Raw genomic sequence first — 24,825 nt, 5'->3', positions numbered from 1 at the left:
TTCGTGCACCCCCCACACCCGAACCCCCCCCGCGCAACGAAGGGCACGGCAACGACCATGGCAAGGACGAAGGCGGCCGGAGACGGCACCGGTCTGGTGGAGATGTCCTGGGACCCGATCACCCGGATCGTGGGCAGCCTGGGCATCCACACGAAGATCGACTTCAAGCAGAAGCGGGTCGCGGAGTGCTACAGCACCTCGTCGGTGTTCCGCGGCTACAGCGTGTTCATGCGCGGCAAGGACCCCCGCGACGCCCACTTCATCACCAGCCGCATCTGCGGCATCTGCGGCGACAACCACGCCACCTGCTCGGTGTACGCGCAGAACATGGCGTACGGCGTGAAGCCCCCGCACCTCGGTGAGTGGATCATCAACCTCGGCGAGTCCGCGGAGTACATGTTCGACCACAACATCTTCCAGGAGAACCTGGTCGGGGTCGACTACTGCGAGAAGATGGTCAAGGAGACCAACCCCGGCGTCCTCGAACTCGCCGAGCGCACCGAGGCCCCGCACGCCGCCGAGCACGGCTACCGCACCATCGCCGACATCATGCGCTCGCTCAACCCGCTGGAGGGCGAGTTCTACCGCGAGGCCCTCCAGGTCAGCCGGTACACGCGCGAGATGTTCTGCCTGATGGAGGGCCGCCATGTGCACCCCTCCACGCTCTACCCGGGCGGCGTCGGCACGGTCGCCTCCGTGCAGCTGTTCACCGACTACCTGAGCCGCCTCATGCGGTACGTGGAGTTCATGAAGCGCGTCGTCCCGCTCCACGACGACCTGTTCGACTTCTTCTACGAGGCCCTGCCCGGCTACGAGGAGGTCGGCCGCCGGCGTGTCCTGCTCGGCTGCTGGGGCGCCCTCAACGACCCCGAGCACTGCGACTTCACCTACGCCAACATGACGGACTGGGGACGGCGCATGTTCGTCACCCCCGGCATCGTCGTGGACGGCAAGCTCGTCACCAACGACCTCACCGCGATCAACCTCGGCATCCGCATCCTGCTGGGCAGCTCCTACTACGAGGACTGGCAGGGCCAGGAGCAGTTCGTCACCCACGACCCGCTCGGCAACCCCGTCGACCCGCGCCACCCGTGGAACCAGCACACCATCCCCGCCCCGCAGAAGCGGAACTTCGACGACAAGTACAGCTGGGTGATGTCCCCGCGCTGGTTCGACGGCAAGGACCACCTCGCCCTGGACACCGGCGGCGGCCCCCTCGCCCGACTGTGGTCCACCGCCCTGTCCGGGCTCGTCGACATCGGGTACGTCAAGGCCACCGGGCAGAGCGTGGTCATCAACCTGCCGCGCACCCTGACCAAGCCGGAGACCACCTTCGAGTGGAAGATCCCGAAGTGGTCCAACGCCCTGGAACGCAACCGCGCCCGCACCTACTTCCAGGCCTACGCCGCCGCCGTCGCCCTGCACTGCGCGGAGAAGGGCCTGGAGGAGGTCCGCGCCGGACGCACCCAGACCTGGGAGAAGTTCGAGGTCCCGGACGAGAGCATCGGCTGCGGCTTCACCGAGGCCGTGCGCGGTGTCCTCTCCCACCACATGGTGATCCGCGACGGCAAGATCGCCAACTACCACCCGTACCCGCCCACCCCCTGGAACGCCAGCGTCCGCGACTCCTACGGCACCCCCGGCCCGTACGAGGACGCCGTACAGAACACGCCGATCTTCGAGGAGAACCCCCCGGAGAACTTCAAGGGCATCGACATCATGCGCGCCGTCCGCAGCTTCGACCCCTGTCTGCCCTGCGGCGTCCACATGTACGTCGGCGGCGGGAAGACCGTGAAGTCGATGCACGTGCCCACCGGCCTGAGCGGACTCGGCGGATGAGCGCGCCCACCGCCGCGCCCCCCGTCACGGCGGAGCGGACCGGGCGCCGGATCGAGGAGGTCCTGGACCGGCTGGCCGCGAGCGGCGACGGCGCCGCCGCGGCCGCCGCCGAGGAACTCGTCCGCTCCCTCATGGACCTCTACGGCACCGGCCTCGCCCGCGTCGTCGAACTGGTGGGCTCCGCCCCCGGCGATCCCCTCGCCGAGCTGCTCGACGACGACCTCGTGGCGAGCCTGCTCGTCCTGCACGACCTGCACCCCGAGGACCGCGACACCCGGATCGCCCGCGCCCTCGACGGGGTCCGCGACCACCGCCTCGAGGTGATGGGCTTCGAGGAGCACAGCGGCACCCTGCGACTGCGCGCCCGGGCGGGCGGCGGCTGCGGCTGCGGCTCCGCCTCGGACGCCGCGCGGGCCGCCGAGACGGCCCTCGCCGGCCTCGCCCCCGAGGTCAGGGCGGTGGACGTGGAGACCGCGCCCTCCGGACCCACCCTCCTGCAGATCGGCACGTCACCGACGGGGGCGCGATGAGCACGACCACCCCCGGGCTGCGGAGGTTCCTCACCGACCGTCCGCCGCAGCCGGAGCGGTGCGAACTGTGCGCGGCCGTGGTGCCCGGGGACCACCGCCATCTCGTCGACACCGAGCGGCGGTCCCTCGCCTGCGCGTGCACGGCCTGCGCGATGCTGATGGAACAGCCCGGCGCCGCCGCGGGCCGCTTCCGCGCGGTCCCGGCCCGCTACCTCGCCGACCCCGGCCACCGTCTCGACGAGCGGGCCTGGGAGGGGCTCGGGATCCCGGTCGGCGTCGCCTTCTTCTTCCGCAACGCCGCCCTCGACCGGCTGGTCGCCCTCTACCCGAGCCCGGCCGGAGCCACCGAGAGCGAACTCGACCCGGACACCTGGACCGCGGTCCTCGGCGGCAGCCGGCTCGCCGGTCTCCTCGAACCCGACGTGGAGGCACTGCTGCTGCGCCGCACCGACGACCGTGTCGACTGCCACCTCGTCCCGATCGACGTCTGCTACGAACTCGTCGGCCGGATGCGCCTGCTGTGGCAGGGCTTCGACGGCGGCCGGGAGGCGCGCGCCGCGCTGGACGCGTTCTTCACGGACGTGGCGCGCCGCGCCCGGGCCCTGGAGGAGGCGGGCCGCCCATGACGGAGTTCTCCTTCACCTGCACCGGCGTGCGCGCGGACCGGTACGCGGCCGGGCCGACGCTCGTCTTCCGGCTGCGCGTCACCGCGTCCGGCGACACCCCCGTGCATGCCCTCGCGCTGCGCTGCCAGATCCGCATCGAACCCGCCCGGCGCGGCTACGACGACCGGGAGGCCGACGGCATCAAGGACCTGTTCGGCGAGCGCTCCCGCTGGGGCACCACCCTCAACCCGGTGCAGTTCGCCCAGGTCCCGCTGATGGTGACCGCGTTCACCGGGGAGACCGAGGCCGACCTCGTCGTCCCCTGCACCTACGACCTGGACATCGCAGCCACCCGCTATCTCGCCGCCCTCACCGACGGCGAGGTCCCGCTGCTCATGCTGTTCTCCGGCACCGCCTTCACCGGTTCCGGCGGCTTCCGCGTCGAACCCGTCCCCTGGGACCGCGAGGCGCCCTTCCGGATGCCGGTCGCCGTCTGGCGGGAGATGGTCGAGCAGCACTTCCCCGGCTGCGGCTGGATCCGGCTGCCCCGCGCCACCATGGACGCCCTCCTCGCCTACCGCTCCCGGCACGCCCTGCCGTCCTGGGAGGCGACCGTCGCGGCACTGCTCGACGGGGGCGCTCGGGAGCAGCCCGCGAGCCGCGACCCGCTGCGCGCGCTCACCGCCCTGACCGGGAGGACCGACCCGTGACCGTGACCGCGTTCGCCCCCGGGACCGAGGAGCGCTTCGCCCTCGCCCGGCAGGTGGCCGACGCCGTCCTCTTCGAGGGCTATGTGCTCTACCCGTACCGCGCCTCCGCCGCCAAGAACCGGCTGCGCTGGCAGTTCGGGGTGCTCGTGCCGCCCGCCTGGGGCGCCGGGTGCGAGGAGCACGACTTCCAGCACACCGAGTGCCTGATGGAACCGAGGAAGGGCGCCACGCTCTCCGTCGAGCTGCGCTTCCTGCACGCCCGTCGGCGCACCGTCCAGCGGGCCCTCCCGGACGGCGGCTGGGACACCGTTGCCGAACTCCGCCTCGACGACCGGGTGCTGGTGCCCTGGGACGAGGGAGGCGAGGAACGCGTCGAACTCGTCGTACCGGTCGAGGAGTTGCTCGGCGACGGCGTCACGCATCCCTTCCGGCTCCCGGCCCGCGAGGACACCGAGGCGGTCCTGGACGGGACGGGCCGTACCGTCGGCCGGCTGCTCCGGCGGTCCGAGGAGATCCACGGGAGCGTCCGGCTGTCCGCCCGTGAACTCGACGGCCCCTACCGGACGGTGCGGCTCACCGCCGTCGTGGAGAACACCAGCGGCTGGGTGCCCCCTCAGGGCCGGGCGGCCGACCGGGACGCGGCGCTGCCGCACTCCCTGGTGGCCACCCACCTCCTCATGGCCCTGAGCGCCGGATCGTTCCTGTCGATGACCGATCCGCCGGAATGGGCCAGGGGCGCCGTCGCCGCCTGCCGCAATCTGCACACCTGGCCCGTCCTCGCCGGCGAACCCGGCAGCGCCGACCTCGTGCTGTCCTCCCCGATCATCCTGGAGGACCACCCGGCCATCGCTCCCGAGAGCCCCGGCGCGCTCTACGACGCCACCGAGATCGACGAGATCCTCGCCCTGCGCACCGCCGCCCTCACCGACGAGGAGAAGCGCGAGGCCCGGGGAACCGACCCACGGGCGGCCGCGGTGATCGACCTGGCGGACTCGATGCCGGCCGAGGTGCTGGAACGCCTGCACGGCGCCGTGCGCGGCCTGCGCGAGGTCACCGGGGAGACCGGCTTCCCCGACGAGGACGGGGTGACGCGCCCCGACACGCCGTGGTGGGACCCGGCGAGCGACGCCGGATTCGACCCCGACCACGACACCGTCGTCGTGGACGACCGGCCCGTCGGCAAGGGCAGCCGCGTCGAACTGCGCCCCGGTCTGCGGCACACCGACGCCCAGGACCTGTTCCTGCACGGCAGGGCGGCGACCGTCGAGGCCGTGCTGCACGACGTGGACGGCACCGTGCACCTCGCCGTCACCGTCGACGGCGACCCCGGCGCCGACATCCGCCGCGAACAGGGCCGCTATCTCTACTTCCAGCCGGACGAGGTCGTACCGCTGGAGGCCGGACCATGACCCGCACCCTCGTGGCCGGCATCGGCAACATCTTCCTCGGCGACGACGGCTTCGGCGTCGAGACCGCCCGCCGGCTCGCCGGGGCCCGGCTGCCGGAGCACGTCGAGGTCGCCGACATCGGCGTCCGCGGGGTGCACCTCGCCTACCGGCTCCTCGACGGCTACGACACCCTCGTTCTGGTCGACGCCACGGCCCGCGGCGAGGCACCGGGGACGCTCTACGTGATCGAGTACGACGGCCGCGGCGCCGACCCCGGCGTGGTGCCCGCCATCGACGGCCACCGGATGACCCCCGACACCGTCCTGGCCCTGCTGGACACCCTCTGCGCGGGCACCGGCGGACACCCGCCCCGGCGCACCGTGATCATCGGCTGCGAACCGGCCTGTGTGGAGGAGGGCATCGGACTCAGCGCGCCGGTGTCCGACGCCGTGCCCGAAGCCGTACGGCTGATCGAAGAGCTGCTGCGGGACGGCGTGCCGTCCTCGGCACCGGCCGGGGCCGCCGAGGCCCCGCCGGCGAGATGAAGGAGAGACGGATGAAGAAGATCGTCATCGGTGGAGCCGCCGTCGCCGCCATGGCCGCCACCGCCGCCGTCGCCGCCGAGCTGTTCCCCGACCTCCGGCGCTATCTGCGGATCCGCCGCATGTGACCCGGGACGCCCCGCCGATCCGCGCGGTTGCGTCGAACGGGCGTAGCCGCCGACCGGCGACGGCGCGGCGGGCCGTGCGCCCGGGTGCCCCCGCCTCTAATGAAGGCCGGCGGGGGGGCACGCCCACGCCCGGGAGGTCCGAGACCGATGCACGAGATGTCCGTCGCGCTGGCCGTCGTCGACCAGGTGACCGAGGCCGCCGAGCGCGCCGGGGACGTCACGGCGGTCCGCTCGGTCCGGCTCCGGGTCGGCGAACTCGCCGGGGTCGTCCCCGACGCGCTCTCCTTCTGCTTCGAACTGGCCTGCGCCGGGACCCTGCTGGAGGGCGCCGAACTCGTCACCGAGCCCGTGCCGGGCCGGGCCCGCTGCACCGCCTGCGCCCACGAATGGGCCGTCGGCATGCCACCCCGGCTGACCTGTCCCGGTTGCGGCGGCACCCGGACCGACCTGTGTGCCGGACGGGACCTGCAGATCGCCTCCGTCCAGTGGGACGACGGCGGCACCGCCGCCCCCGTGCCCACCGGTGAACCGATCCACGAGGAGTGCTGAACCATGTGCCGTGTCGTCGACCTGCGGCAGGCCGTGCTCGCGAAGAACGACGCGAGCGCCCACACCCTGCGCGAGCGTCTCACCGCCGGCGGCACCACCGTCGTCAACCTGCTCTCCAGCCCCGGCAGCGGCAAGACCGCGCTGCTGGAGCAGGAACTGCTGCGGGCCCGCGAGCGGTCGGTGTCCGTCGCCGCGCTGACCGCCGACCTCGCCACCGAGAACGACGCGGCCCGGCTGGCCCGTTCGGGCGTTCCCGTCAAACAGGTGCTGACCGACGGACTGTGCCATCTGGAAGCGGGCATGCTCGCCGGGCACCTGGACGGCTGGCTGCCCGAGGACGTCCGGCTGCTGTTCGTGGAGAACGTCGGCAACCTGGTCTGCCCGGCCTCCTACGACCTGGGGGAGACCCTCAGGGTCGTCCTCGCCTCCGTGACCGAGGGCGAGGACAAACCCCTCAAGTACCCCACCGCCTTCGGGCTCGCCCAGCTCGTCGTGGTCACCAAGACCGACCTCGCCGAGGCCGTCGAGTTCGACGAGATCGCGTTCCGGGCGCACGTGGAGCAGGTCAACCCGGGCGTGGAGATCGTGATGACCTCGGCCCGCCGGGGCAAGGGCGTCGGCGCGCTGCTGGACCGGGCGCTGGCCGCGGCGGAGGGCGCACCCGTCCATACGCCGGTCATGGCCCGTCAGACGCACACGCACGGCCATGGGCACGGCCATGCACACGGTCATTCCCACTCCCATTCCCATTCCCACTCCCACGACGGCGCTCCTCCGCACGGCGACGCCGCCGACGCCCTGGCCCGCACCCACCCGTGAGCGCTCCCCCGTCCACCCCGGCCGCCGTCACCGGCGACGGGCCGCTGCGCCGCCGGGTGGTCGTCCGGGGCGTGGTGCAGGGCGTTGGCTTCCGGCCCTACGTCTACGGACTCGCCACCGAACTGGCCCTGGTCGGACATGTCACCAACACCCCGGAGGGCGTCGTCGCCGAGGTCGAGGGCAGCGGCGCGGCCGTGACCCGGTTCTGCGAACGCCTCGCGGTCCAGGCGCCCCCGCTGGCCGTGGTGGAGTCCGTCCATCACCAGGAGGTGCCCCTCACGGGCGGCGAGGCGTTCACCATCCTCGCCTCCCGCACCGGCGGCCCCGCCCGCACCCTCGTCTCCCCGGACACCGCCACCTGCGCCGGCTGTCTCGCCGAACTGGCCGACCCCGCCGACCGGCGCCACCGCCACCCCTTCGTCAACTGCACCCACTGCGGCCCCCGCTTCACCATCGTCACCGGCGTTCCCTACGACCGGGCCCACACCACCATGGCCGGCTTCCCGATGTGCGCCGACTGCGCCCGGGAGTACGGCGATCCGGCCGACCGGCGCTTCCATGCCCAGCCCGTCGCCTGCCCGGCCTGCGGGCCACGGCTGCGGCTGATCGCCCCGGGCGCGCCAGGCGATCCGATCACCGGGGCCCGTGACCTGCTCGGCGGTGGCGCGATCCTCGCCGTGAAGGGCCTGGGCGGCTACCACCTGGCCTGCGACGCCACGAACGAGACGGCCGTCGCCCTGCTCCGCCGTCGCAAGGCGCGCGGCGACAAGCCCTTCGCCGTCATGGCCCGCGGCACGGCCGACGTCGAGCACCTCGTCCGGCTCGGCCCCGAGGAGCGGCGCCTGCTCGAAGGGGGCGTCCGGCCCGTCGTCCTGCTGCGCCGACGCCCCGACCCGGCGTACGCGACCGGGGACCCGCGGCCCGCCGACGCCGTCGCGCCCGGCAGTCCCGACCTCGGCGTGATGCTGCCGTACACCCCCGTGCACCATCTGCTGCTGGGCCTGCCCGGCGATCCGGACGGCCCCCGGCTGCTCGTCATGACCAGCGGCAACGTGTCCGGGGAACCGATCGTCACCGACGACATCGAGGCCCTGGAGCGGCTCGCACACCTGGCCGACGCCTGGCTCGTCCACGACCGGCCCATCCAGGTGCCCTGCGACGACTCCGTGGTGCGCGTCTGCGACGGCGAACCCCTGGTGATCCGCCGCTCGCGCGGGTACGCGCCGCTGCCCGTCGCCCTGCCCCTGCCCGTCCGGCCCGCCCTCGCCGTCGGCGGGGACCTGAAGAACGCCTTCTGTCTCGGGGCGGGCCGCAGGGCCTGGCTGTCGGCGCACATCGGCGACATGGACGATCTGCGCACCCAGGGTGTGTTCGAGGGCGCGGTGGGGCAGTTGGAGTCGATCACGGGCGTACGGCCCGAACTCCTGGCCGCCGACCGGCACCCCGGCTACCGCTCCACCGGCTGGGCCACCCGCAACGCCGGCGACCGGCTCGTGACCCGGGTCCAGCACCATCACGCCCATGTCGCCGCGACGATGGCCGAGCACGGCCTCGACGGCACCCGTCCGGTGATCGGGGTCGCCTTCGACGGCACCGGCCACGGTGACGACGGGGCGGTGTGGGGCGGGGAGTTCCTGCTCGCCGACTACGACGGCTTCAGCCGCTTCGGGCACCTCGCGTACGTCCCGCTGCCCGGCGCGGACGCAGCGGTGCGCCGCCCGTACCGCATGGCGCTGTCCCATCTGCGGGCCGCAGGCCTCGACCGGTCGGCCGACCTGCCCTGCACTGCGGTCTGCCCGCCTGAGGAACTCCGCATCCTGGAAAGGCAGTTGGAGCGCGGACTGCACTGTGTCCCCACCTCCAGCATGGGCCGCCTCTTCGACGCGGTGTCCTCCCTCGCCGGTGTGTGCCAGGAGGCCGGGTACGAGGCACAGGCCGCCGTCGAACTGGAGGCGGCCGCCCTGCGCGCGCCCGCCGGGGACACCAGCGCCTACGACTTCGCCCTGCACGTACCCGAGCGGGGCGAGCACGGGGCCGTACGGGCCGATCCCGCGCCCGTTCTCGCGGCCGTCGTCCGCGATCTGCGCGCCGGGCACCCGGCGGCCCCGGTCGCGGCCCGCTTCCACCGGGGCGTGACCGCCCTGGTGCGCCGGATGTGCGCGCTGGCCCGGGAACGGCACGGTCTCGACACGGTCGCCCTCACCGGCGGCGTGTTCGTCAACACGCTGCTCTCGACGGCCTGTTCGGCCGCCCTGCGCGAGGACGGCTTCACGGTCCTGCGGCACCGTCTGGTGCCGCCCGGCGACGGCGGCCTGGCGCTGGGCCAGCTGATGGTGGCCGCGCGGACGACGCACACCGACTGACCACATCCACAGCGAGGAGAGGCCCATGTGCCTGGCGGTACCCGGCAGAGTGCTCGACATCGAGGAACGCGACGGCACCCGGATGGCCACCGTCGACTTCGGCGGCGTGGTCAAGGAGGTGTGCCTGGAGTACCTCCCCGACCTCCGGGTCGGCGAGTACGCCATCGTCCACGTGGGGTTCGCCCTGCAGCGGCTCGACGAGGAGTCGGCCCAGCAGACCCTCGAACTCTTCGCCGAACTCGGCATGCTGCAGGAGGAGTTCGGCGACGCCTGGGAGATGGCGGCGGCCGAGGCGGGCCAGGACGTCGTACGGGAGGCGGGGCAGTGAGGTACATCGACGAGTTCCAGGACCCCGATCTGGCCCGCCGGCTCCTCGACGACATCCACGCCACGGTCACCCGGCCCTGGGCGCTGATGGAGGTCTGCGGCGGCCAGACCCACAGCATCATCCGGCACGGCATCGACCAACTCCTTCCCGAACAGGTTGAGTTGATCCACGGACCGGGCTGCCCCGTCTGTGTGACCCCGTTGGAGGTCATCGACAAGGCACTGGCGATCGCCTCCCGCCCCGAGGTGATCTTCTGCTCCTTCGGCGACATGCTGCGGGTGCCGGGCACCGGCCGGGACCTGTTCCAGGTGCGCGGCGAGGGCGGGGACGTACGCGTCGTCTACTCGCCGCTCGACGCACTGCGGATCGCACAGCAGAACCCGGACCGCGAGGTGGTGTTCTTCGGCATCGGGTTCGAGACGACGGCGCCGCCCAACGCCATGACGGTCCACCAGGCCCGCAAGCAGGGCATCCGCAACTTCAGCATGCTGGTCTCGCACGTCCGGGTGCCCCCCGCCATCGAGGCGATCATGTCCTCGCCGAGCTGCCGGGTGCAGGGCTTCCTCGCCGCCGGGCACGTGTGCAGTGTGATGGGCACGGGGGAGTACCCGGAGCTGGCGGAGCGCTTCCGGGTGCCCATCGTCGTGACGGGCTTCGAGCCGCTCGACATCCTCGAAGGCGTACGCCGGACCGTACGGCAGCTGGAGCGCGGCGAGCACACCGTCGACAACGCCTACGCCCGGGCCGTCCGCGCGGACGGCAACCCGGCCGCGCGGGCCATGCTGGAGGACGTCTTCGAGGTCACCGACCGCGCCTGGCGGGGCATCGGGGTGATCCCCGGCAGCGGCTGGCGGCTGTCCCCGAAGTACCGCGACCACGACGCCGAGCACCGCTTTTCCGTGGAGGACATCCGGACGCGGGAACCGGCCGAGTGCCGCAGCGGAGAGGTCCTCCAGGGCCTGCTCAAGCCGCACGAGTGCGCCGCCTTCGGCACCCTGTGCACCCCGCGGACCCCGCTGGGCGCCACGATGGTCTCCAGCGAGGGCGCCTGCGCGGCGTACTACCTCTACCGACGGCTGGACCTGCCGGCCACCGCTGCGGTCCGGGAGGCGACCCCCGTTGTCTGACACCACCGATCTCCCCGCCCTGGACGTCGAGGGGTGGACCTGCCCGGCACCCCTGCGCGACCGGCCCCGGGTCGTCATGGGCCACGGCGGCGGCGGGGCCCTCTCCGCCGAACTGGTCCAGCAGATCTTCGCCCCGGCCTTCGGCGGCGAGGCGCTCGCCCAGCTCGGCGACTCCGCCGTCCTCTCCCTGGGCGGCGCCCGGCTGGCGTTCTCCACCGACTCCTACGTGGTGCGCCCGCTGTTCTTCCCCGGCGGCAGCATCGGCGACCTGGCGGTCAACGGCACCGTCAACGACCTCGCCATGAGCGGCGCCCGTGCCGCGTACCTCTCCTGCGGGTTCATCCTGGAGGAGGGCGTCGAACTCGACACCGTCACCCGGGTCGCCCGGGCGATGGGCGCGGCCGCGCGCGCCGCCGGCGTGGAGGTGGCCACCGGGGACACCAAGGTGGTGGAGGCCGGCCATGGCGACGGCATCTTCGTCAACACGGCCGGCATCGGGGTCGTCCCGGCGGGCGTGGACCTGCGTCCGCAGCGGGTCGTCCCCGGGGACGTCGTGATCGTCAGCGGCGCCATCGGCGTCCACGGAGTGGCGATCATGAGCGTCCGCGAGGGCCTGGAGTTCGGCGTGGAGATCGCCAGCGACTGCGCCCCGCTCGGCGGCCTGGTCGAGGCCATGCTCGCCGTGACCCCGGATCTGCATGTGCTGCGCGACCCCACCCGGGGCGGTCTGGCCGCCGCGCTCAACGAGATCGCGGTGGCCTCCGGGACCGGGGTGGTCCTCACGGAACGCGCCGTCCCGGTCCCACCGCCCGTGGCCAACGCCTGTGCCATCCTCGGCCTGGACCCCATGTACATCGCCAACGAGGGCAAACTGGTGGCCTTCGTCCCGCGCGAGCACGCCGACGCGGTCCTCGCGGCGATGCGGGCCCATCCGCTCGGCGCGGACGCCGTGGTCGTCGGCGAGGCCGTCGAGGCCCACCCCGGCATGGTCGTGGCGCGCACCGGGCTGGGCGGCACCCGTGTGGTCGACCTGCCGATCGGGGAGCAACTGCCGCGCATCTGCTGATGTCGTACATCGTGTTAAATGCCGGTACTTCCGGATAGCTGGCCTAGGGTGAACCCGTGCGCGGAATCCTGTTGGCCGGAGGTACCGGCTCGCGACTTTGGCCCCTCACCCGTTCGGTGTCGAAACAACTGCTGCCGGTCTTCGACAAACCCATGGTCTATTACCCGCTGTCCACGCTCGTGATGGCCGGAGTCCGGGAGATCCTCGTCATCACCACCCCCGAGGACCAGGGCCAGTTCCGCCGCCTGCTCGGCGACGGAGGCCACCTCGGACTGCGGCTGGAATATCTGGCACAGAAACGCCCGGAAGGCATTGCCCACGCATTCGTCCTGGGCGCCGAATTCATCGGCGGGGAATCCGTCGCGCTCATTCTGGGCGACAACATCTTCCACGGCAGCGGACTCGGCACCCGGCTGGCCCGGCACGAGGATCCGGTCGGCGGCCGGGTGTTCGCCCATCAGGTCGCGAACCCCTCGGCGTACGGCGTGGTGGAGTTCGACGCGCACGGCCGGGCGGTGTCCATCGAGGAGAAACCGGCCCGCCCCCGGTCCCGCTACGCCGTCCCCGGCCTGTACTTCTACGACCACCGCGCCGCCGGCATCGCCCGCACCCTGCGGCCCAGCGCCCGGGGCGAGTTGGAGATCACCGACCTCAACCGCGTCTATCTGGACGCGGGCGAACTCCAGGTCACCCGGCTCGACCGGGGCACCGCCTGGCTGGACACCGGGACGTTCGCCTCCATGGTCCAGGCCTCGGAGTTCGTCCGCGTCATCGAGGAACGCCAGGGCCTCAAGGTCGGCTGTGTCGAGGAGGCCGTCTGGCGGGCCGGCCTGATCGACGACGACCGGCTGCGCGAACTCGCCCGGCCGCTGCTGAAGAGCGGATACGGCCACTATCTGCTGGGGCTGCTGGAGGACGGCCGGCCCCTCGTCACGGCCCGGTCGGACCAGGGGCTCGGCGCCGCGGGAAAGGCGGGCACATGAGAGCGCTCGGGATCGAAGGGGCGTGGGTGGACACGCCCCGGGTGTTCGCGGACGACCGGGGCCGCTTCCACGAGTGGTTCAGGAGCGCGACCTTCCGTGCCGCCGTCGGGCACGGGTTCACGTTCGAGCAGGCGAACTGCTCCCGCTCCGTGCGGGGCACGCTCCGCGGTGTCCACGCGGCGGCCGTCCCGCCCGGCCAGGCGAAGTACGTCACGTGCGTCGGTGGCGCGGTCCTCGATGTGGTGGTCGACATCCGCCTGGGTTCGCCGACCTTCGGCACCTGGGAGGCGGTGCGCCTGGACGACACGACACACCGCTGCGTCTATCTCTCGGAGGGGCTCGGCCACGCCTTCATGGCTCTGGAGGACAACTCCACCGTCGTCTACCTCTGTTCGCAGGGATACGCACCGGACCGTGAATTCGGGATCAACCCGCTCGACCCGGCCCTGGCGATCGCCTGGCCCGGCGACCTCACCCCCGTCCTCTCCGACAAGGACGCGGCGGCGCCGAATCTGGCGGAGGCCGAGCGGCAGGGGCTGCTGCCGTCCTTCGAGGAATGCGTGGCATTCCGGGGAGGTCTGTGACGCTGCTCGGGTGATCCTCATGGTCGAGACGGGTCGTCCGTTCGTCATTTTTTCATAGCGGTGGAAGGGATGAGGTCGTTCATGGCGGACCGACGCACGCACAGTGCCGCGCCGCCGTCTGATCCCTGTCCTATGTGAGGAAGGTTCTCTTGAACCGAAGAACGATCCGAATCTCGCGCTTGAAGTCAGCCACTCTGGTGACGGCGAGCGCGGCAGCGGTGGCGCTGAGCATGGCCCCGACCGCGCAGGCCATCGCCGACGCGGTGCAGAGGCCGGAGGCGCGCCGCCCGGTGATGACGGTCCCCGAGACCGTCTCCGAGGCTGCCGTCGCCGACGCCGTCCGCCGGGCCGGGGCCCAGGGTGAGGCGACGGTGCACCCGTATGGCGACGCGCACTCGAGCGGGGACCGGGACCCCCACAAGCCGCACGTTCAGCGGGGGCCGCGCGGCCCTCAGGGTCCGCGGGGTCCGCAAGGCCCGAAGGGGCACGAGGGCAGGCCCGGCAAGCCGGGCCCCCAGGGCCCGGCCGGCCCACAGGGCGCGACGGGACCCCAGGGTGCGGATGGAGTGCAGGGAGCTACGGGTGCTCAGGGTGCGACGGGCACTCAGGGTGCGACCGGCGCCCAGGGTGCGACCGGCGCCCAGGGTGCGACCGGCGCTCAGGGTGCTACGGGTGCTCAGGGTGCTACGGGTGCTCAGGGTGCTACAGGTGCCCAGGGGGCCACCGGCGCCGATGGTCAGGGTGTGACGGGTGCTCAGGGTGCGACCGGCGCTCAGGGTGCGACGGGCGCTCAGGGTGCCACCGGTGCCCAGGGTGCGACGGGTGCCCAGGGGGCGACGGGCGCTCAGGGTGCCACGGGTGCTCAGGGCGCCACCGGAGCCCCTGGCACGGTGGGCACCATCACCGTCAGAAGCAACACCGTGAGCAACACGCAGACGGCGACCGCGTCCTGCCTGGCCGGCGAAACCGTCATCGGCGGCGGATTCGTTCTCGAGCAGGGATCCGCGCGCAGCAACGCCCCGACCGGGGGTCCGCCGGCCACCGGGTGGACGGTCAGCACCACCGCCAACCAGACGATCACGGCCTACGTGATCTGCGTCGACACGACGCCGTGACCTCGCGGTGAAGTGAGCGACGGCGCCCCGGAGCCTCGGTTTCGCGGGCGCCGTCCGGCGTGTCCCCGCCGGCATGGATCCCCCAGGAGAAGAAGTGAAGCCAACGGTCTGCCTCAACATGATCGTCAAGGACGAGGCCCCGGTGATCCGGCGCTGTCTCGAATCGGTACGCCCCTTGATCGACACATGGGTCATCGTGGACACCGGCTCGACCGACGGCACACAGGACGTCATCCGCGAGGTCTACGCCGATCTGCCCGGGGAACTGTACGAGCGGCCCTGGAAGGGATACGACGGGAGCCGGACGGAGGCGATCGAACTCGCCCGCGAGCGCGCGGACTACCTGTTCTTCATCGACGCCGACGACGTGATGGAGACCGAGCCCGGCTTCCGCATGCCGGAGCTGACCCACGAGGCCTACCACGTCACCATCCGCTTCGGGTCCGTCCTCTACTGGCGCCCCGCCCTGGTGTCGACACGCCTGCCCTGGCGGTATGTCGGCGTCCTGCACGAGTACCTCGACTGCGGCCTGCCGTACAGCGTCGGGGCGCTCACCGGCGCCGACATGGTGATCGTCGGAGGCGGGGGACGGCACAGGACCGAGGGCGTGCGGGCGAAGTACCTGCGCGACGCCGAGACCCTGCAGGCGGGTCTGGCCGAGGAACCGGACAATCCCCGCTACGCCTACTACCTCGCCCAGAGCTGGCGCGACGCGGGAGAACCCGAGAAGGCCCTCGAGGCCTACGACCGCCGGGCCGCGATGGGCGGCTGGGAGGAGGAGGTCTACTGCGCGCGCCTCTGGGCCGCGCGGCTCGCCGAGAGGCTCGAACGGCCCCCGGCCGAGGTGATGGACCGCTATCTGCGTGCCTACGAGGGCAGACCCTCGCGCGCCGAAGCGCTCGGCGAACTGGCCCGGCTGTGCCGGGTCGGCGGCCAACGCTGGCCTCTCGCCCATATGTTCGCGCGTCAGGCGGCCCGGATCCCGTGTCCGACCGGCGCCCTCCTCGTCGAAGTCGGGTGGCACGAGTGGCAGGCGCTCGACGAACTCGCGGTGTCCGCCTTCTGGGTCGGGGAGTACGAGGAGTCGAAGGACTGCTGTGAACGCCTGCTGGAGAGCGGCAAGGTGCCCCTCGACCACCGCGAACGCGTGGTGCAGAACCTGCGGCTCGCCCGAAGCCGCCTGGGCCTGGGAGAGCCGGTCGGGGTCCTAGGCGGTGGGGCCGGCTAGACCAGGAGCCTTCCACCGCAGCGTGCGGCACCCTCCTTCATCGCGATGAGGTTGGCCACGACGTACGAGATGTTCTTCTCGGAGTGCCAGTCGGAGGGGAAGTAGGTGGCCAGCCGTGAACTCTGGAACCGGGCCTCCAGGTCGGGCACGAAGGCCCGGTACTGGTCGTCGGTGTAGTACCAGAACGAGTTCTCGTTGTAGTAGGCGACGTGACCCGGGTCCTGGTACGCGCCACGGCCGTCGGAGCTCGGCGTGCTCACGAGCAGCATTCCGCCGGGGGCGAGCAGACGGTACAGCTCGTTGATGAGGGGCACCTTCGCCGGGACGTGTTCCAGGAAGTTCACCGCGCGTACGAGACCGACCGAGTCGTCGGGCAGATCCAGCTTCTCCGGCAGGGTCGCGACGATGTCGACCCCCGCTCCCGACCGCCGGTCCACCCCCACGTACCCCGGCGGCTTCCGGTCCGCCGCGCCGAGATCCAGCGCGATCAGTCCGTGCCGCAGGGTCCAGGCGAGCGCGTTGGCCTCGATGTACTTGTCGTACAGGGCGACGGTCTCACGCTGGATGTGTGCGTTGATCTCGGGCTCGCTCTGTGTGTTCGCGGGATGGATCCGCTGGAGGTACAGACAGCGGTTGACGTGGTGGAAGTCGCCGATGTGGAACAGACGGCACATCAGGTCCTGGTCGTCCAGGACGGTACGCGTGGCGTCGTACCCGCCGGCCTTCTCGTAGCTCTTCCTGCGGAAGGCCCGTACATGGTTGGGCGCGAACCAGATGTAGGCGACGTTGTGCGGAGTCGGCGCCATGGAGACGACCTGAAGCAGCGTACGGCCGTCGACCCTCACGTCCTCGTACTGCCAGCCGCAGGTCTCGTCGAAGCGCGTCTCGTCCCGCCCCCCGTCCTCGGTGATCTGCGCGGTGTTGCTGTACACGAACACGGCCTCGGGATGCGCGTCGAACGCCTTGCCCAGCTCCGCCAGACACGCCTTCGCCAGCAGGTCGTCGTGGTCGAGTTCGACGAGGATCTCGCCGCGGGCCAGCTCACAGGCCCGGCGCTTGGCGGCGCCGACCCCGCAGACATCGTCCGCGACCACCACCCGGATCCGCTCGTCGGGGTACTCCGGCCGCCAGCGGGCGCCGTTGTTGAGCAGGACGATCCACTCCCAGTCCGGACAGGTCTGCGCCTGCAGCGTCGCCAGGCACTCGTCGAGGAAACGCGGGCGGTGGCTGGGGGTGAAGACGGAGAACCTCGGGACGGCGGTCGACGACGTCATCTGCTGCTCCCTGCGGGGCTCGGGGCCGATGGGCGACGCCGGTGAGATCCCGGAATCCCGCGGGTATGTGGCCTGGGTCGCAGTGGTCCGCAGCCGGGCAGGCGCCGTTTCCGCCGAGGGTACGAGCCGGCCCGCACGACAGTGCCGCACGGCGGGCGGTGGGGGGTGCGGACCACCCGAATGCACGCACGAAGGCACCGCCTATTCAGGCGCGCCCGGTGTTCCGTCCAGGAAGGCGTCGACCAGGCGGGCCGTGTTCGCCCGCGCCGTGGGCTCCAGGGCGCGGGTGCGGGCCGCCAGGTCGTCGGGGTCCACCCCCTGGCGCAGGCACTGCTCGGCGCCCCCGAGGTCGAGCCAGCCGCGCACCATGCGGGCGGTGATCTCCGGATGGAACTGCACCCCCAGGCTGCTCCCCACCCGGAAGGCCTACGCGCACACGGCGGTACGGGCCAGCTCCTCGGCGTCCGGCGGCAGGACGCAGCGGTCGTAGTGCCACTGGAACCAGGGGCCGGGGCCGATCAGGGCGGGCTCGTCGGTGTCGACCTCGACCCAGCCGATCTCGGGGCGCGGGGCCTCCTCGACCGCGCCACCGAGCGCCGTCGTCAGCGCCTGGGCGCCGAAGCAGACGCCGAGCACGGGTATGCCGAGGTGGTGCGCCTTGCGCAGCAGCGCCAGCTCCCCGTCGATCCAGCGGCCGACCGCCGTCCGGTCGTACACCGACCAGGGGGCGCCGAGCGCCACGATCACGTCCCAGTCGGCGGGGTCGGGGAAGTCGAAGGCCACGTCCGGGGCGTGATGCCGGTCCTCGGGCACGATCGTCACCGCGGTGAGGCCGTACCCGCGTTCCCGGAGCCGGGCGCCCACCAGGCCCGGCTCCGTGACGTGGTCGTGCTGGATGACGAGTGCGCGCACCTGGCTTCTCCCCCCGCCCCCTCGGGAGAGGCGTGATCCCATTTGGTTTGAGACCAAATAATAAACCTGGAGGGGCGGCGCGGGTCAGGCCGGGGCGGTGATCTCCCGCTTGAGGATCTTGCCGCTCGGGCCGGTCGGGAGCTGGTCCATCAGCCAGATCTCGCGGGGGTACTTGTACGCCGCCACCCGCTCCTTGACGAACTCGCGCAGCTCGTCCGGGGTCGCCCCGGCGCCCGGGCGCAGGACGACGGCCGCCGCGATCTCCTCGCCCAGGTGGGCGTGGCCGACGCCCACCACGGCGGCCAGGGCGACGGCCGGGTGCTCGTGGAGGACCTCCTCGATCTCCCGCGGGTAGACGTTGTAGCCACCCCGGATGATCATGTCCTTCTTGCGGTCGACGATGTAGAAGTAGCCGTCCTCGTCCTGCCGTGCCAGGTCGCCGCTGCGCAGCCAGCCGTCGGGAACGGCCGCCGCCGTCTCCTCGGGGCGGTTCCAGTAGCCCTTCATCACGTTCGGGCCCCGGACGGCCAGCTCGCCGACCTCGCCCGCCGGGACGTCCTGCCCCTTCTCGTCCAGCAGCCGCACCTCCACGTCCTGGATCGGGGTGCCGATGGACCCGGCCTTGCGGGGGCGGTCGGGGTGGTTGAACGTCACCACCGGGCTCGTCTCCGACATGCCGAAGCCCTCCAGGATCGCGCAGCCGAACCGCCGCTCGAAGCCGTGCAGGATCTCCACGGGCAGCGAGGCGCCGCCCGAGACGCACAGCCGCAGCGTCGACACGTCCGCCTCCGAGGGATGCTGGAGCAGCGCGGCGTACATGGTGGGCACGCCCTCGAAGACCGTGGCCCGGTCGCGGGCGATCGCGTCCAGCACGGCCTGCGGCTCGAAGCGCGGCACCAGCGTGAGCGAGGCCCCGGCGCGGACGGCCACGCTCATGGTGCAGATCTGGCCGAAGATGTGGAACAGCGGCAGACAGCCCACCACCACGTCGTCCGAGGTCATCCGCTGCACATGGACCGTGTTGACTTCGGTGTTGTGGCGCAGCCCGCCATGGGTGAGCACGGCCCCCTTGGGGCGGCCCGTGGTGCCCGACGTGTACAGCAGTACGGCCACGTCCGCGTCGTCCGTCTCCGCCACGTCCGGCAGCGGCTCGTGCCCGGACAGCAGCCCGGCGAAGGCGGCGGGCTCCACGGCCAGCTGCCGCACCCCGGCCGCCGCCGCGCCCTGCGCGCCCTCGCCCGGCGCCTGGTGCCACTCGAACAGCAGGCTCGCCCCGGAGTCCGTCAGGTGGTAGGCCGTCTCCCGCTCCTTCAGCAGCGGGTTCAGCGGGACGACGACGGCTCCGGCACGCAGCACGCCGTAGTACAGGACGACGAACTCGGGGACGTTGGGCAGCATCAGCGCCACCCGGTCGCCCGGGCGCACCCCCTCCGCCCGCAACAGGGCGGCGGCGCGGGCACTGGCCCCGTCCAGCTCCGCGTACGTCACGACCCGCTCGCCCAGCCGCAGGGCGGGACGGTCCGGCTGCCGCTCCGCCGTGTCCACCAGAAAGCCCGCCAGATTGGCCATGCCCGCCTCCACGCATCTCACCGCTGAAATCCGCCGTTCACGTGCACGACATGGTGCTGGCGCATCCGCCGACCACCTATGGGCGGCGGCACAGCGTCTGCGCACCCGGTTTGTTCGCAGGGACAAGAAGGCCCGTCTAAGCTGCGGCAATGGACCTCTCGGGTGTGACATCGGCGCTCCACGCGCGGCTGCCGGAACTCGGCGAGCGGATGGCGCAGCGCATCCGCTCCGCCGTCCCCGCCTACCAGGACGAGTCACTGATCCCCTTCGACTCGCTGCGCCGCTCCTGCACCGCCAACGCCGACCTCGTCCTGAGCCACTTCCACCGCACCGACACCCCCGATCCCCGCCCGGCCCGGGAGACCGGCCGGGTCCGCGCCGAGCAGGGCATGCCGCTCGCGGACACCCTGCACGCCTACCGGATCGGCTTCGAACTCCTGTGGTCGGAGATCATCGAGGAGTCCCGCACCCACCCCGAGGTCACCGACGCCGAGCTGGTCACCCGGTCGGCGGAGATCTGGGCGCTGTTCGGCCGGTACGCGGAGGCCGTGGCGGCGGCCCACCGGGAGACCGCCGCCGAACTGACCCTCCAGCGCGAGGCCCGACGTTCGGCGCTGGTGGAGGCCCTGTTCACCGGTGTCCTCGCCGACCGCACCACGCTGTGGGAGGCCGCCCGTGAGCTGGGCCTGCCCGAACAGGGCCCCTTCGCGGTCGTCGCGGCGGCCGCGGGCGCGCCCGGCGAGGAGCCGCTCAGTGGGATCGAGGCCGCACTGCGCCAGGCCCATCTGCCCTCCGCCTGGCGGCTGCTGCCCCACCAGCAGATCGGCGTGGTGGCCTTGGCCGGCCCCGGGGCCGAGGACACCTGCCTGCGCTCCCTGCGCCGCGCCCACGCCCGGGTCGGCGTCAGCCCCGGCTTCCCCTCGCTGCGCGACACCCCGCAGGCCCTGCGCTTCGCCCGGCTGGCCCTGGCCGGACTGCCCGGGACCGGCCCCGGCGTCGCCCGCTTCGACGACAACCCGCTGGCCATGCTGGTCGCCGCCGCGCCGGCCGAGGCGGCCCACCTGACGGAGGTGGTCCTGCGGCCGGTGCTCGCGCTGCCCGCCGCGGAACGGGCCCGGCTCCTGACCACCCTGGAGCACTGGTTCGCCGCCGCCGGCTCCGCCGCGGACACGGCCCGCACCCTCTTCGTCCACCCCAACACCGTCCGCTACCGGCTGCGCCGCGTCGAGGAACTGACCGGCCGTTCCCTCGCCGACCCCCGTACGACGGCGGACCTGGGCGCCGCCCTGCTCGCCGTACGCACCTCGGGGACGGGGCGGGACGGATCCCCCGCGGGAACCCCTCAGCGGTGATCTCTCAGCAGTGATCTCTCAGCAGTGACCCCTCAGGCGTGCCAGACGCCGGCGAAGTCGATCCGGTGCGCCCAGTCGGGGTGGTCTATCAGCGGGTTCCGGTTGCCCTGGATCTCCGCGGCGGCCGCGTTGCGGTGCTGCTCGTACTCGCTCACCGGATCGCCGTCGTGCCAGGTCAGCAGGGTGGGCAGCCGTTCGGCGGGGAACTCCTGCGGGGCGTCGCCGACCAGTCCCGGGTAGCGCAGCAGGAAGTACAGGGTGGCCCGGGCGACGGTCCCCTTGCCCTGCTGCGGCTCGAACCCCTCGTGCTCACGCCTTCCGCAGGCGTCCCGGAGCGCCTCCTGGACGTCGGGGAAGTCGACGTAGGGGAAGTTGCCGCGGAAGCTGTTGCATCCGGACTCGCACGCGAACAGATGGTGCAGATCGCCCCGCATGGGCTCCCGCTTGGCGAACCACGACTGCGGCACCACGTGTTCGCAGTTGAACGGCAGTGCCTCCTCCAGGGCGTCGAACTCGGCCTCGAACTCCGCCGGGCCGGCCGTGCTCTCGTGCAGCAGCAGCTCCCGGACGCGGGTCAGCCGGCTCTCCGCGACGACGGCGTCGGCCCGGATGAACTCCTCCGGCGCGAAATCCCGCCCGGAGTAGATGCTGTGCAGCCGCCCGTCCTGGTGCAGGTCGACCCACGGGTACACCAGCCGGATCGGCTGGTACCTCGGCCGGGGCGTGTGGGTCCGCTCCAGCAGACCGGTGAGCGCGCGGCGCAGCGCGTCGCCGCTCAGGTCCCCGACGCCCGCGTAGTAGGCGTCGCGGGCGGCCTGGTCGGCGGTCCGGTCGTAGTAGGGCCGGTCCTGCGCGAGCCGCAGGCTGACCAGGGCGGCGGTCACATCCCTGCCGACCGCCGAGGCCGTGTCCGACGGGGCGAAGGTGGGGGCGGCGGCGCCCGGTGCCGCCACGGGAGGCGGCGGACCGGCCGGGGGCGCGGGCGGCGGGGGAGGGGACGCGGGAACGGGCTGCGCACCGCCGACGCCGACGGCCACCGGCGGGGACCCTGACGGACCGAGGCCGACGGTGACCCACAGGGGGACGGTCAGCCGCGCGGTGCCGTCGGCGACGTACGCCGCGCGGGAACCGTTGGTCCCGGCCGCGGCCCCGTTGGCGGCGGCCGGTGCCGCCGGCGCACTCTCGGGCGGTGCCCCGGGGGCAGTGGGTAGGGCGGGTACGGCGGGTACGGCGGGCCCCGCGGTGAACACCTCGTCCCGCAGCCTTGCCGCCTCCCCACCCGGGCTCATCGTGTGCAGGGCGCCCAGCACCCGGCTGATCCGCACCCCCTCGTTCGCCTTCCACGCCAGCCGCGCCTCGCCCATGTCCGGCTGCCAGACCGTGCCGTCCACGCTCAGCGGCCTGCCCTGCTCGTCGGTCTTCGGCACCGCCGAGTGGTGCAGGGCCACGACCTCCCACTGGTCGTTGAAGACCGGAGAACCCGAGGACCCCGGCTGGGTGTCGCACTCGTAGTGCAGGAAGTCGTCGAGCACATCCACGACTTGGTTGTCCCGCAGCGCCAACTGCTTGGGCTCGCCCCGTGGATGCTGGACGATGTTGACGAACTCCCCGATGACGACCTTGCCCTGCGCCTCGCTGAGCGTGAGCCGGCCGAACGACGACAACGCCTCGCCGCGGGTGCCGCGCGGCGCCACCGCCACCAGGCTGAAGTCCAGCCGCTCGTCGGTGACGAAGAACCGCTGCGGCTCCAGCCCGAACACCGCCGGTACGAGCGGCCCGCCGCCGACGCCGTCCTGGAAGGCGAACGCGACCTCGCTGCGGGCCGCCTCCTCCGGGTCGCCCAGCACGTGGTGGTTGGTCAGCAGCAGTGCGGGGGAGACCAGGAAGCCGGTGCCGTGACCGCCGCCCGGCCCTCTGACGGTGATCCGGCCGACCGGGCGCGCGGCGAGGACACCCTCCTCCAGGAACGCGACGGGGGTGAGGTCGTTGCGCCCGATGAGCCGCTCCAGGCCCAGTGCGTCGCGGCCGAAGCTGTCCGGCGGCAGCAGCAGGGTGCTTCCCGCCGTGGCCGCCGGATCCGACGGCGTCCGTTCGATCGCCCGGGCCAGCGACCAGTCGGCGCCGAGCCGGGCCAGCCGCTTCCCGACCCGCTCGGGATCGTCGGCGTACAGCACACCGCTGGTGGCGAGCACCGCCTTGTTGCGGTCGCGCCGCTCGGTGCGGTCCGTGTAGCGCCGGGCGGCGCGCGTCAGCTGGGAGAGGTAGTCCGAGGCGCGCTGGGGGCGGAGTTCCGTCGTCATGGTCTGCCTCCTCGGCCTACTCGGGCCGAAAGTCCGCTACGACGGGTGTGCGCGGATGGTCATGACTTCCTTGTCATCATCGCCTTTTGAGATGGTTTACGCCATTCGGGGTGCGGGCCCCTCAGTCGCTGCCGCGCAGCGCCACCCAGGTGTCGTGGGCCACGACACCGTCGGCCGACAGGCCCTTGTCGCCCTGGAAGGCCCGCACGGCGCTCGTCGTCTCGGGGCCGAACTCACCGTTCACACCGCCGCTTCCGACGCCGTAGCCGCGTTTCGTCAGCATGCACTGCACCTGCAGCACCTTTTTGCCGCTGTCTCCTTCACCGGTCTTTCCGTTGCCGTTGTAGTAGGTGCAGTCGGTGTTCCACGGCTGCGAGGCGGGCGGTTCGGCCGCCGGGGTCGTGGGATCCGTGCTCGGAGCGGCGGAGCTGCCGCTACCGGTTCCGGTACCGGTGCCCGTTCCGGCGGTGCTGGTGGAGACGGGGGCGCCGGGCGTACTGCCGGCGGTCGTCGCACCGGAGGCCTCCGGCTGGGCCGGGTCACGGCTGCCGTCGTCATCGGCCCGCCCGTCCGCGGAGCCCGCCACCGAGGCCCGGTCGGGCGCCCCGGACACCCCCGGCAGGGCGACGTTGCCGGGCCGACCGCCGGGCACGGCGCCGCTCGCCGTCTCGACGTCCCCGGGAGGGGCCGCGGTCGTCCCGCCGTCCGGCTGCATGAGGACGAGCCCACCGGCGGCGACGGCACACAGCGCGACCCCCGCCGCCACGACCAGCCCTCGCCTGCGACGGGTCCACCGACGGGATCCGTTCGGCGGTAAGACTTCTGACGCCGCTTCACGGGGCGCGTCCGGGGCCGGTTGCCCGGCCGCGGCCCCGCCCCCGGACCACACCCCGGAGACACCGGACGCGGCGACCTGCCCGGACGCGGGGGTTTGACCGGGCGTGACGCCATGGTGGGGGGCGACGTCATGGTTGAGCGCGGCGGCTTGGTCGGACGCGCCCGGCGCCGAGGACGGAGCCGACGGGTCGGCCGACCCGGCGGGAGCGCCGACCGGGGCATACGGATCCAACGACCCGGCACCGGCTCCGGACAGGGCCGACCCGCTACCGGCGCCGGGCAGCGCGGACCCGGCACCGGCGGCCGACAGGGCCGACTCGGCATCGGTGGCGGACGGAGCCGGTCGGCTACCGGCGGGGGGCAGCGCTGATCCGGTACCGGCGCCGGGCAGCGCGGACCCGGCACCGGCGGCCGACAGGGCCGACTCGGCATCGGTGGCGGACGGAGCCGGTCGGCTACCGGCGGGGGGCAGTGCTGATCCGGAACCGGCGGGGGGCAGCGCGGACTCGGTAGCGGCAGCGGACAGCGCCGACCCGGAACCGGCGGCCGACAGCGCCGACGCGGTACCGGCGCCGGACGGCGCCGACGAGGCCGCCGGCACGAATGCGACTCCGGACGGAGCCGAAGACGGCGCCGACCCGGCATCGACTCCGGACGGCACCGGGGAGCCGGCGGCA

The 24,825-nt window shown here is 72.8% G+C and carries 24 protein-coding genes; 18 read left to right on the top strand and 6 right to left on the bottom strand.

The window, feature by feature from the left end; genetic code table 11:
• Positions 1-57: 57 nt before the first annotated feature.
• The 17 genes from ACYQ8Q_RS03305 to ACYQ8Q_RS03225 all read left to right on the top strand — a co-directional run bounded on the left by ACYQ8Q_RS03305 (position 58) and on the right by ACYQ8Q_RS03225 (position 15,904).
• The gene (locus ACYQ8Q_RS03305; protein WP_460061693.1) at positions 58-1,839 is read left to right on the top strand and encodes a nickel-dependent hydrogenase large subunit; all 1,782 of its coding nucleotides are present in this window, start codon (positions 58-60) and stop codon (positions 1,837-1,839) included.
• A complete protein-coding gene (locus ACYQ8Q_RS03300; protein ID WP_460061691.1) occupies positions 1,836-2,369 on the top strand; it encodes a hypothetical protein in 534 nt (177 codons plus the stop codon). The genes ACYQ8Q_RS03305 and ACYQ8Q_RS03300 overlap by 4 nt, the downstream gene beginning before the upstream one ends.
• Positions 2,366-2,995, top strand: a complete 630-nt coding sequence (locus ACYQ8Q_RS03295) for a DUF5947 family protein (RefSeq protein ID WP_460061690.1) — start codon at positions 2,366-2,368, stop codon at positions 2,993-2,995. The genes ACYQ8Q_RS03300 and ACYQ8Q_RS03295 overlap by 4 nt, the downstream gene beginning before the upstream one ends.
• Positions 2,992-3,684, top strand: a complete 693-nt coding sequence (locus ACYQ8Q_RS03290) for a DUF6084 family protein (protein WP_460061689.1) — start codon at positions 2,992-2,994, stop codon at positions 3,682-3,684. Before ACYQ8Q_RS03295 ends, ACYQ8Q_RS03290 begins: the two co-directional genes overlap by 4 nt.
• Positions 3,681-5,093 carry a hypothetical protein gene (locus ACYQ8Q_RS03285; protein WP_460061687.1) on the top strand — a complete coding sequence of 471 codons (1,413 nt, stop codon included), beginning with the start codon at positions 3,681-3,683 and terminating at the stop codon, positions 5,091-5,093. Before ACYQ8Q_RS03290 ends, ACYQ8Q_RS03285 begins: the two co-directional genes overlap by 4 nt.
• Positions 5,090-5,617 carry a hydrogenase maturation protease gene (locus tag ACYQ8Q_RS03280; protein ID WP_460061684.1) on the top strand — a complete coding sequence of 176 codons (528 nt, stop codon included), beginning with the start codon at positions 5,090-5,092 and terminating at the stop codon, positions 5,615-5,617. The genes ACYQ8Q_RS03285 and ACYQ8Q_RS03280 overlap by 4 nt, the downstream gene beginning before the upstream one ends.
• An 11-nt stretch (positions 5,618-5,628) precedes the next feature.
• Positions 5,629-5,742, top strand: coding sequence for a DUF6893 family small protein (locus ACYQ8Q_RS03275; protein WP_443064618.1), 114 nt, complete (start codon positions 5,629-5,631; stop codon positions 5,740-5,742).
• Between the two features lie 147 nt (positions 5,743-5,889).
• Entirely contained in the window at positions 5,890-6,291 is a 402-nt protein-coding gene (hypA, locus tag ACYQ8Q_RS03270) for a hydrogenase maturation nickel metallochaperone HypA (RefSeq protein ID WP_460061681.1), read from the top strand.
• Between the two features lie 3 nt (positions 6,292-6,294).
• Positions 6,295-7,110, top strand: coding sequence for a hydrogenase nickel incorporation protein HypB (gene hypB / locus ACYQ8Q_RS03265; protein WP_460061679.1), 816 nt, complete (start codon positions 6,295-6,297; stop codon positions 7,108-7,110).
• The gene (gene hypF / locus ACYQ8Q_RS03260) at positions 7,107-9,473 is read left to right on the top strand and encodes a carbamoyltransferase HypF (protein WP_460061677.1); all 2,367 of its coding nucleotides are present in this window, start codon (positions 7,107-7,109) and stop codon (positions 9,471-9,473) included. Before hypB ends, hypF begins: the two co-directional genes overlap by 4 nt.
• A 25-nt stretch (positions 9,474-9,498) precedes the next feature.
• Positions 9,499-9,801 (top strand): HypC/HybG/HupF family hydrogenase formation chaperone, encoded by a 303-nt coding sequence (locus ACYQ8Q_RS03255; protein WP_055637591.1) that lies wholly within the window; start codon positions 9,499-9,501, stop codon positions 9,799-9,801.
• Positions 9,798-10,928: a hydrogenase formation protein HypD gene (gene hypD / locus ACYQ8Q_RS03250; RefSeq protein ID WP_460061676.1), complete on the top strand. Its 1,131-nt coding sequence runs from the start codon at positions 9,798-9,800 to the stop codon at positions 10,926-10,928. Before ACYQ8Q_RS03255 ends, hypD begins: the two co-directional genes overlap by 4 nt.
• A complete protein-coding gene (hypE, locus tag ACYQ8Q_RS03245) occupies positions 10,921-11,994 on the top strand; it encodes a hydrogenase expression/formation protein HypE (protein ID WP_460061674.1) in 1,074 nt (357 codons plus the stop codon). The genes hypD and hypE overlap by 8 nt, the downstream gene beginning before the upstream one ends.
• A 56-nt stretch (positions 11,995-12,050) precedes the next feature.
• Positions 12,051-12,977: a glucose-1-phosphate thymidylyltransferase RfbA gene (gene rfbA, locus ACYQ8Q_RS03240; RefSeq protein ID WP_460061672.1), complete on the top strand. Its 927-nt coding sequence runs from the start codon at positions 12,051-12,053 to the stop codon at positions 12,975-12,977.
• Positions 12,974-13,561 (top strand): dTDP-4-dehydrorhamnose 3,5-epimerase family protein, encoded by a 588-nt coding sequence (locus tag ACYQ8Q_RS03235; protein ID WP_460061669.1) that lies wholly within the window; start codon positions 12,974-12,976, stop codon positions 13,559-13,561. The genes rfbA and ACYQ8Q_RS03235 overlap by 4 nt, the downstream gene beginning before the upstream one ends.
• 890 nt (positions 13,562-14,451) lie before the next feature.
• Positions 14,452-14,676 carry a hypothetical protein gene (locus ACYQ8Q_RS03230; protein ID WP_460061667.1) on the top strand — a complete coding sequence of 75 codons (225 nt, stop codon included), beginning with the start codon at positions 14,452-14,454 and terminating at the stop codon, positions 14,674-14,676.
• Positions 14,677-14,770: 94 nt separating this feature from the next.
• Positions 14,771-15,904, top strand: a complete 1,134-nt coding sequence (locus ACYQ8Q_RS03225) for a glycosyltransferase (protein ID WP_460061665.1) — start codon at positions 14,771-14,773, stop codon at positions 15,902-15,904.
• Here ACYQ8Q_RS03225 and ACYQ8Q_RS03220 read toward each other — a convergent pair.
• The 4 genes from ACYQ8Q_RS03220 to ACYQ8Q_RS03205 all read right to left on the bottom strand — a co-directional run bounded on the left by ACYQ8Q_RS03220 (position 15,901) and on the right by ACYQ8Q_RS03205 (position 19,659).
• A complete protein-coding gene (locus tag ACYQ8Q_RS03220; protein WP_460061663.1) occupies positions 15,901-17,178 on the bottom strand; it encodes a glycosyltransferase in 1,278 nt (425 codons plus the stop codon). The genes ACYQ8Q_RS03225 and ACYQ8Q_RS03220 overlap by 4 nt on opposite strands.
• Positions 17,179-17,379: 201 nt before the next feature.
• The gene (locus ACYQ8Q_RS03215; RefSeq protein ID WP_460061660.1) at positions 17,380-17,595 is read right to left on the bottom strand and encodes a hypothetical protein; all 216 of its coding nucleotides are present in this window, start codon (positions 17,593-17,595) and stop codon (positions 17,380-17,382) included.
• Between the two features lie 9 nt (positions 17,596-17,604).
• Positions 17,605-18,090: a type 1 glutamine amidotransferase gene (locus ACYQ8Q_RS03210; RefSeq protein ID WP_460061658.1), complete on the bottom strand. Its 486-nt coding sequence runs from the start codon at positions 18,088-18,090 to the stop codon at positions 17,605-17,607.
• Positions 18,091-18,174: 84 nt separating this feature from the next.
• Complete coding sequence (locus tag ACYQ8Q_RS03205; RefSeq protein WP_460061656.1) at positions 18,175-19,659, bottom strand: long-chain-fatty-acid--CoA ligase; 1,485 nt, start codon at positions 19,657-19,659, stop codon at positions 18,175-18,177.
• A 149-nt stretch (positions 19,660-19,808) separates the two neighbouring features.
• Between ACYQ8Q_RS03205 and ACYQ8Q_RS03200 the strand changes: the two genes are divergently transcribed.
• Entirely contained in the window at positions 19,809-21,011 is a 1,203-nt protein-coding gene (locus tag ACYQ8Q_RS03200; RefSeq protein ID WP_460061654.1) for a PucR family transcriptional regulator, read from the top strand.
• 32 nt (positions 21,012-21,043) lie between these two features.
• Here ACYQ8Q_RS03200 and ACYQ8Q_RS03195 read toward each other — a convergent pair whose 3' ends face one another.
• Positions 21,044-23,311 (bottom strand): endonuclease, encoded by a 2,268-nt coding sequence (locus ACYQ8Q_RS03195; RefSeq protein ID WP_460061651.1) that lies wholly within the window; start codon positions 23,309-23,311, stop codon positions 21,044-21,046.
• 121 nt (positions 23,312-23,432) lie between these two features.
• Entirely contained in the window at positions 23,433-24,026 is a 594-nt protein-coding gene (locus tag ACYQ8Q_RS03190) for a peptidoglycan-binding domain-containing protein (RefSeq protein WP_460073151.1), read from the bottom strand.
• Between the last annotated feature and the right edge of the window lie 799 nt (positions 24,027-24,825).

This window comes from Streptomyces sp. YKOK-I1 (assembly GCF_054660435.1).
Note: the sequence above shows the minus strand (reverse complement) of the source record. Positions and strands in the feature narration are given on the sequence as shown.

Bases quoted from the DNA above. Each gene is read 5' to 3' on its own strand.
- ACYQ8Q_RS03305 (WP_460061693.1), top strand. From the start codon at position 58: ATGGCAAGGACGAAGGCGGCCGGAGACGGCACCGGTCTGGTGGAGATG.
- ACYQ8Q_RS03300 (WP_460061691.1), top strand. From the start codon at position 1,836: ATGAGCGCGCCCACCGCCGCGCCCCCCGTCACGGCGGAGCGGACCGGG.
- ACYQ8Q_RS03295 (WP_460061690.1), top strand. From the start codon at position 2,366: ATGAGCACGACCACCCCCGGGCTGCGGAGGTTCCTCACCGACCGTCCG.
- ACYQ8Q_RS03290 (WP_460061689.1), top strand. From the start codon at position 2,992: ATGACGGAGTTCTCCTTCACCTGCACCGGCGTGCGCGCGGACCGGTAC.
- ACYQ8Q_RS03280 (WP_460061684.1), top strand. From the start codon at position 5,090: ATGACCCGCACCCTCGTGGCCGGCATCGGCAACATCTTCCTCGGCGAC.
- ACYQ8Q_RS03275 (WP_443064618.1), top strand. From the start codon at position 5,629: ATGAAGAAGATCGTCATCGGTGGAGCCGCCGTCGCCGCCATGGCCGCC.
- hypA (WP_460061681.1), top strand. From the start codon at position 5,890: ATGCACGAGATGTCCGTCGCGCTGGCCGTCGTCGACCAGGTGACCGAG.
- hypB (WP_460061679.1), top strand. From the start codon at position 6,295: ATGTGCCGTGTCGTCGACCTGCGGCAGGCCGTGCTCGCGAAGAACGAC.
- ACYQ8Q_RS03255 (WP_055637591.1), top strand. From the start codon at position 9,499: ATGTGCCTGGCGGTACCCGGCAGAGTGCTCGACATCGAGGAACGCGAC.
- ACYQ8Q_RS03235 (WP_460061669.1), top strand. From the start codon at position 12,974: ATGAGAGCGCTCGGGATCGAAGGGGCGTGGGTGGACACGCCCCGGGTG.
- ACYQ8Q_RS03220 (WP_460061663.1), bottom strand. From the start codon at position 17,178: ATGACGTCGTCGACCGCCGTCCCGAGGTTCTCCGTCTTCACCCCCAGC.
- ACYQ8Q_RS03205 (WP_460061656.1), bottom strand. From the start codon at position 19,659: ATGGCCAATCTGGCGGGCTTTCTGGTGGACACGGCGGAGCGGCAGCCG.
- ACYQ8Q_RS03200 (WP_460061654.1), top strand. From the start codon at position 19,809: ATGGACCTCTCGGGTGTGACATCGGCGCTCCACGCGCGGCTGCCGGAA.
- ACYQ8Q_RS03195 (WP_460061651.1), bottom strand. From the start codon at position 23,311: ATGACGACGGAACTCCGCCCCCAGCGCGCCTCGGACTACCTCTCCCAG.
- ACYQ8Q_RS03190 (WP_460073151.1), bottom strand. From the start codon at position 24,026: ATGCAGCCGGACGGCGGGACGACCGCGGCCCCTCCCGGGGACGTCGAG.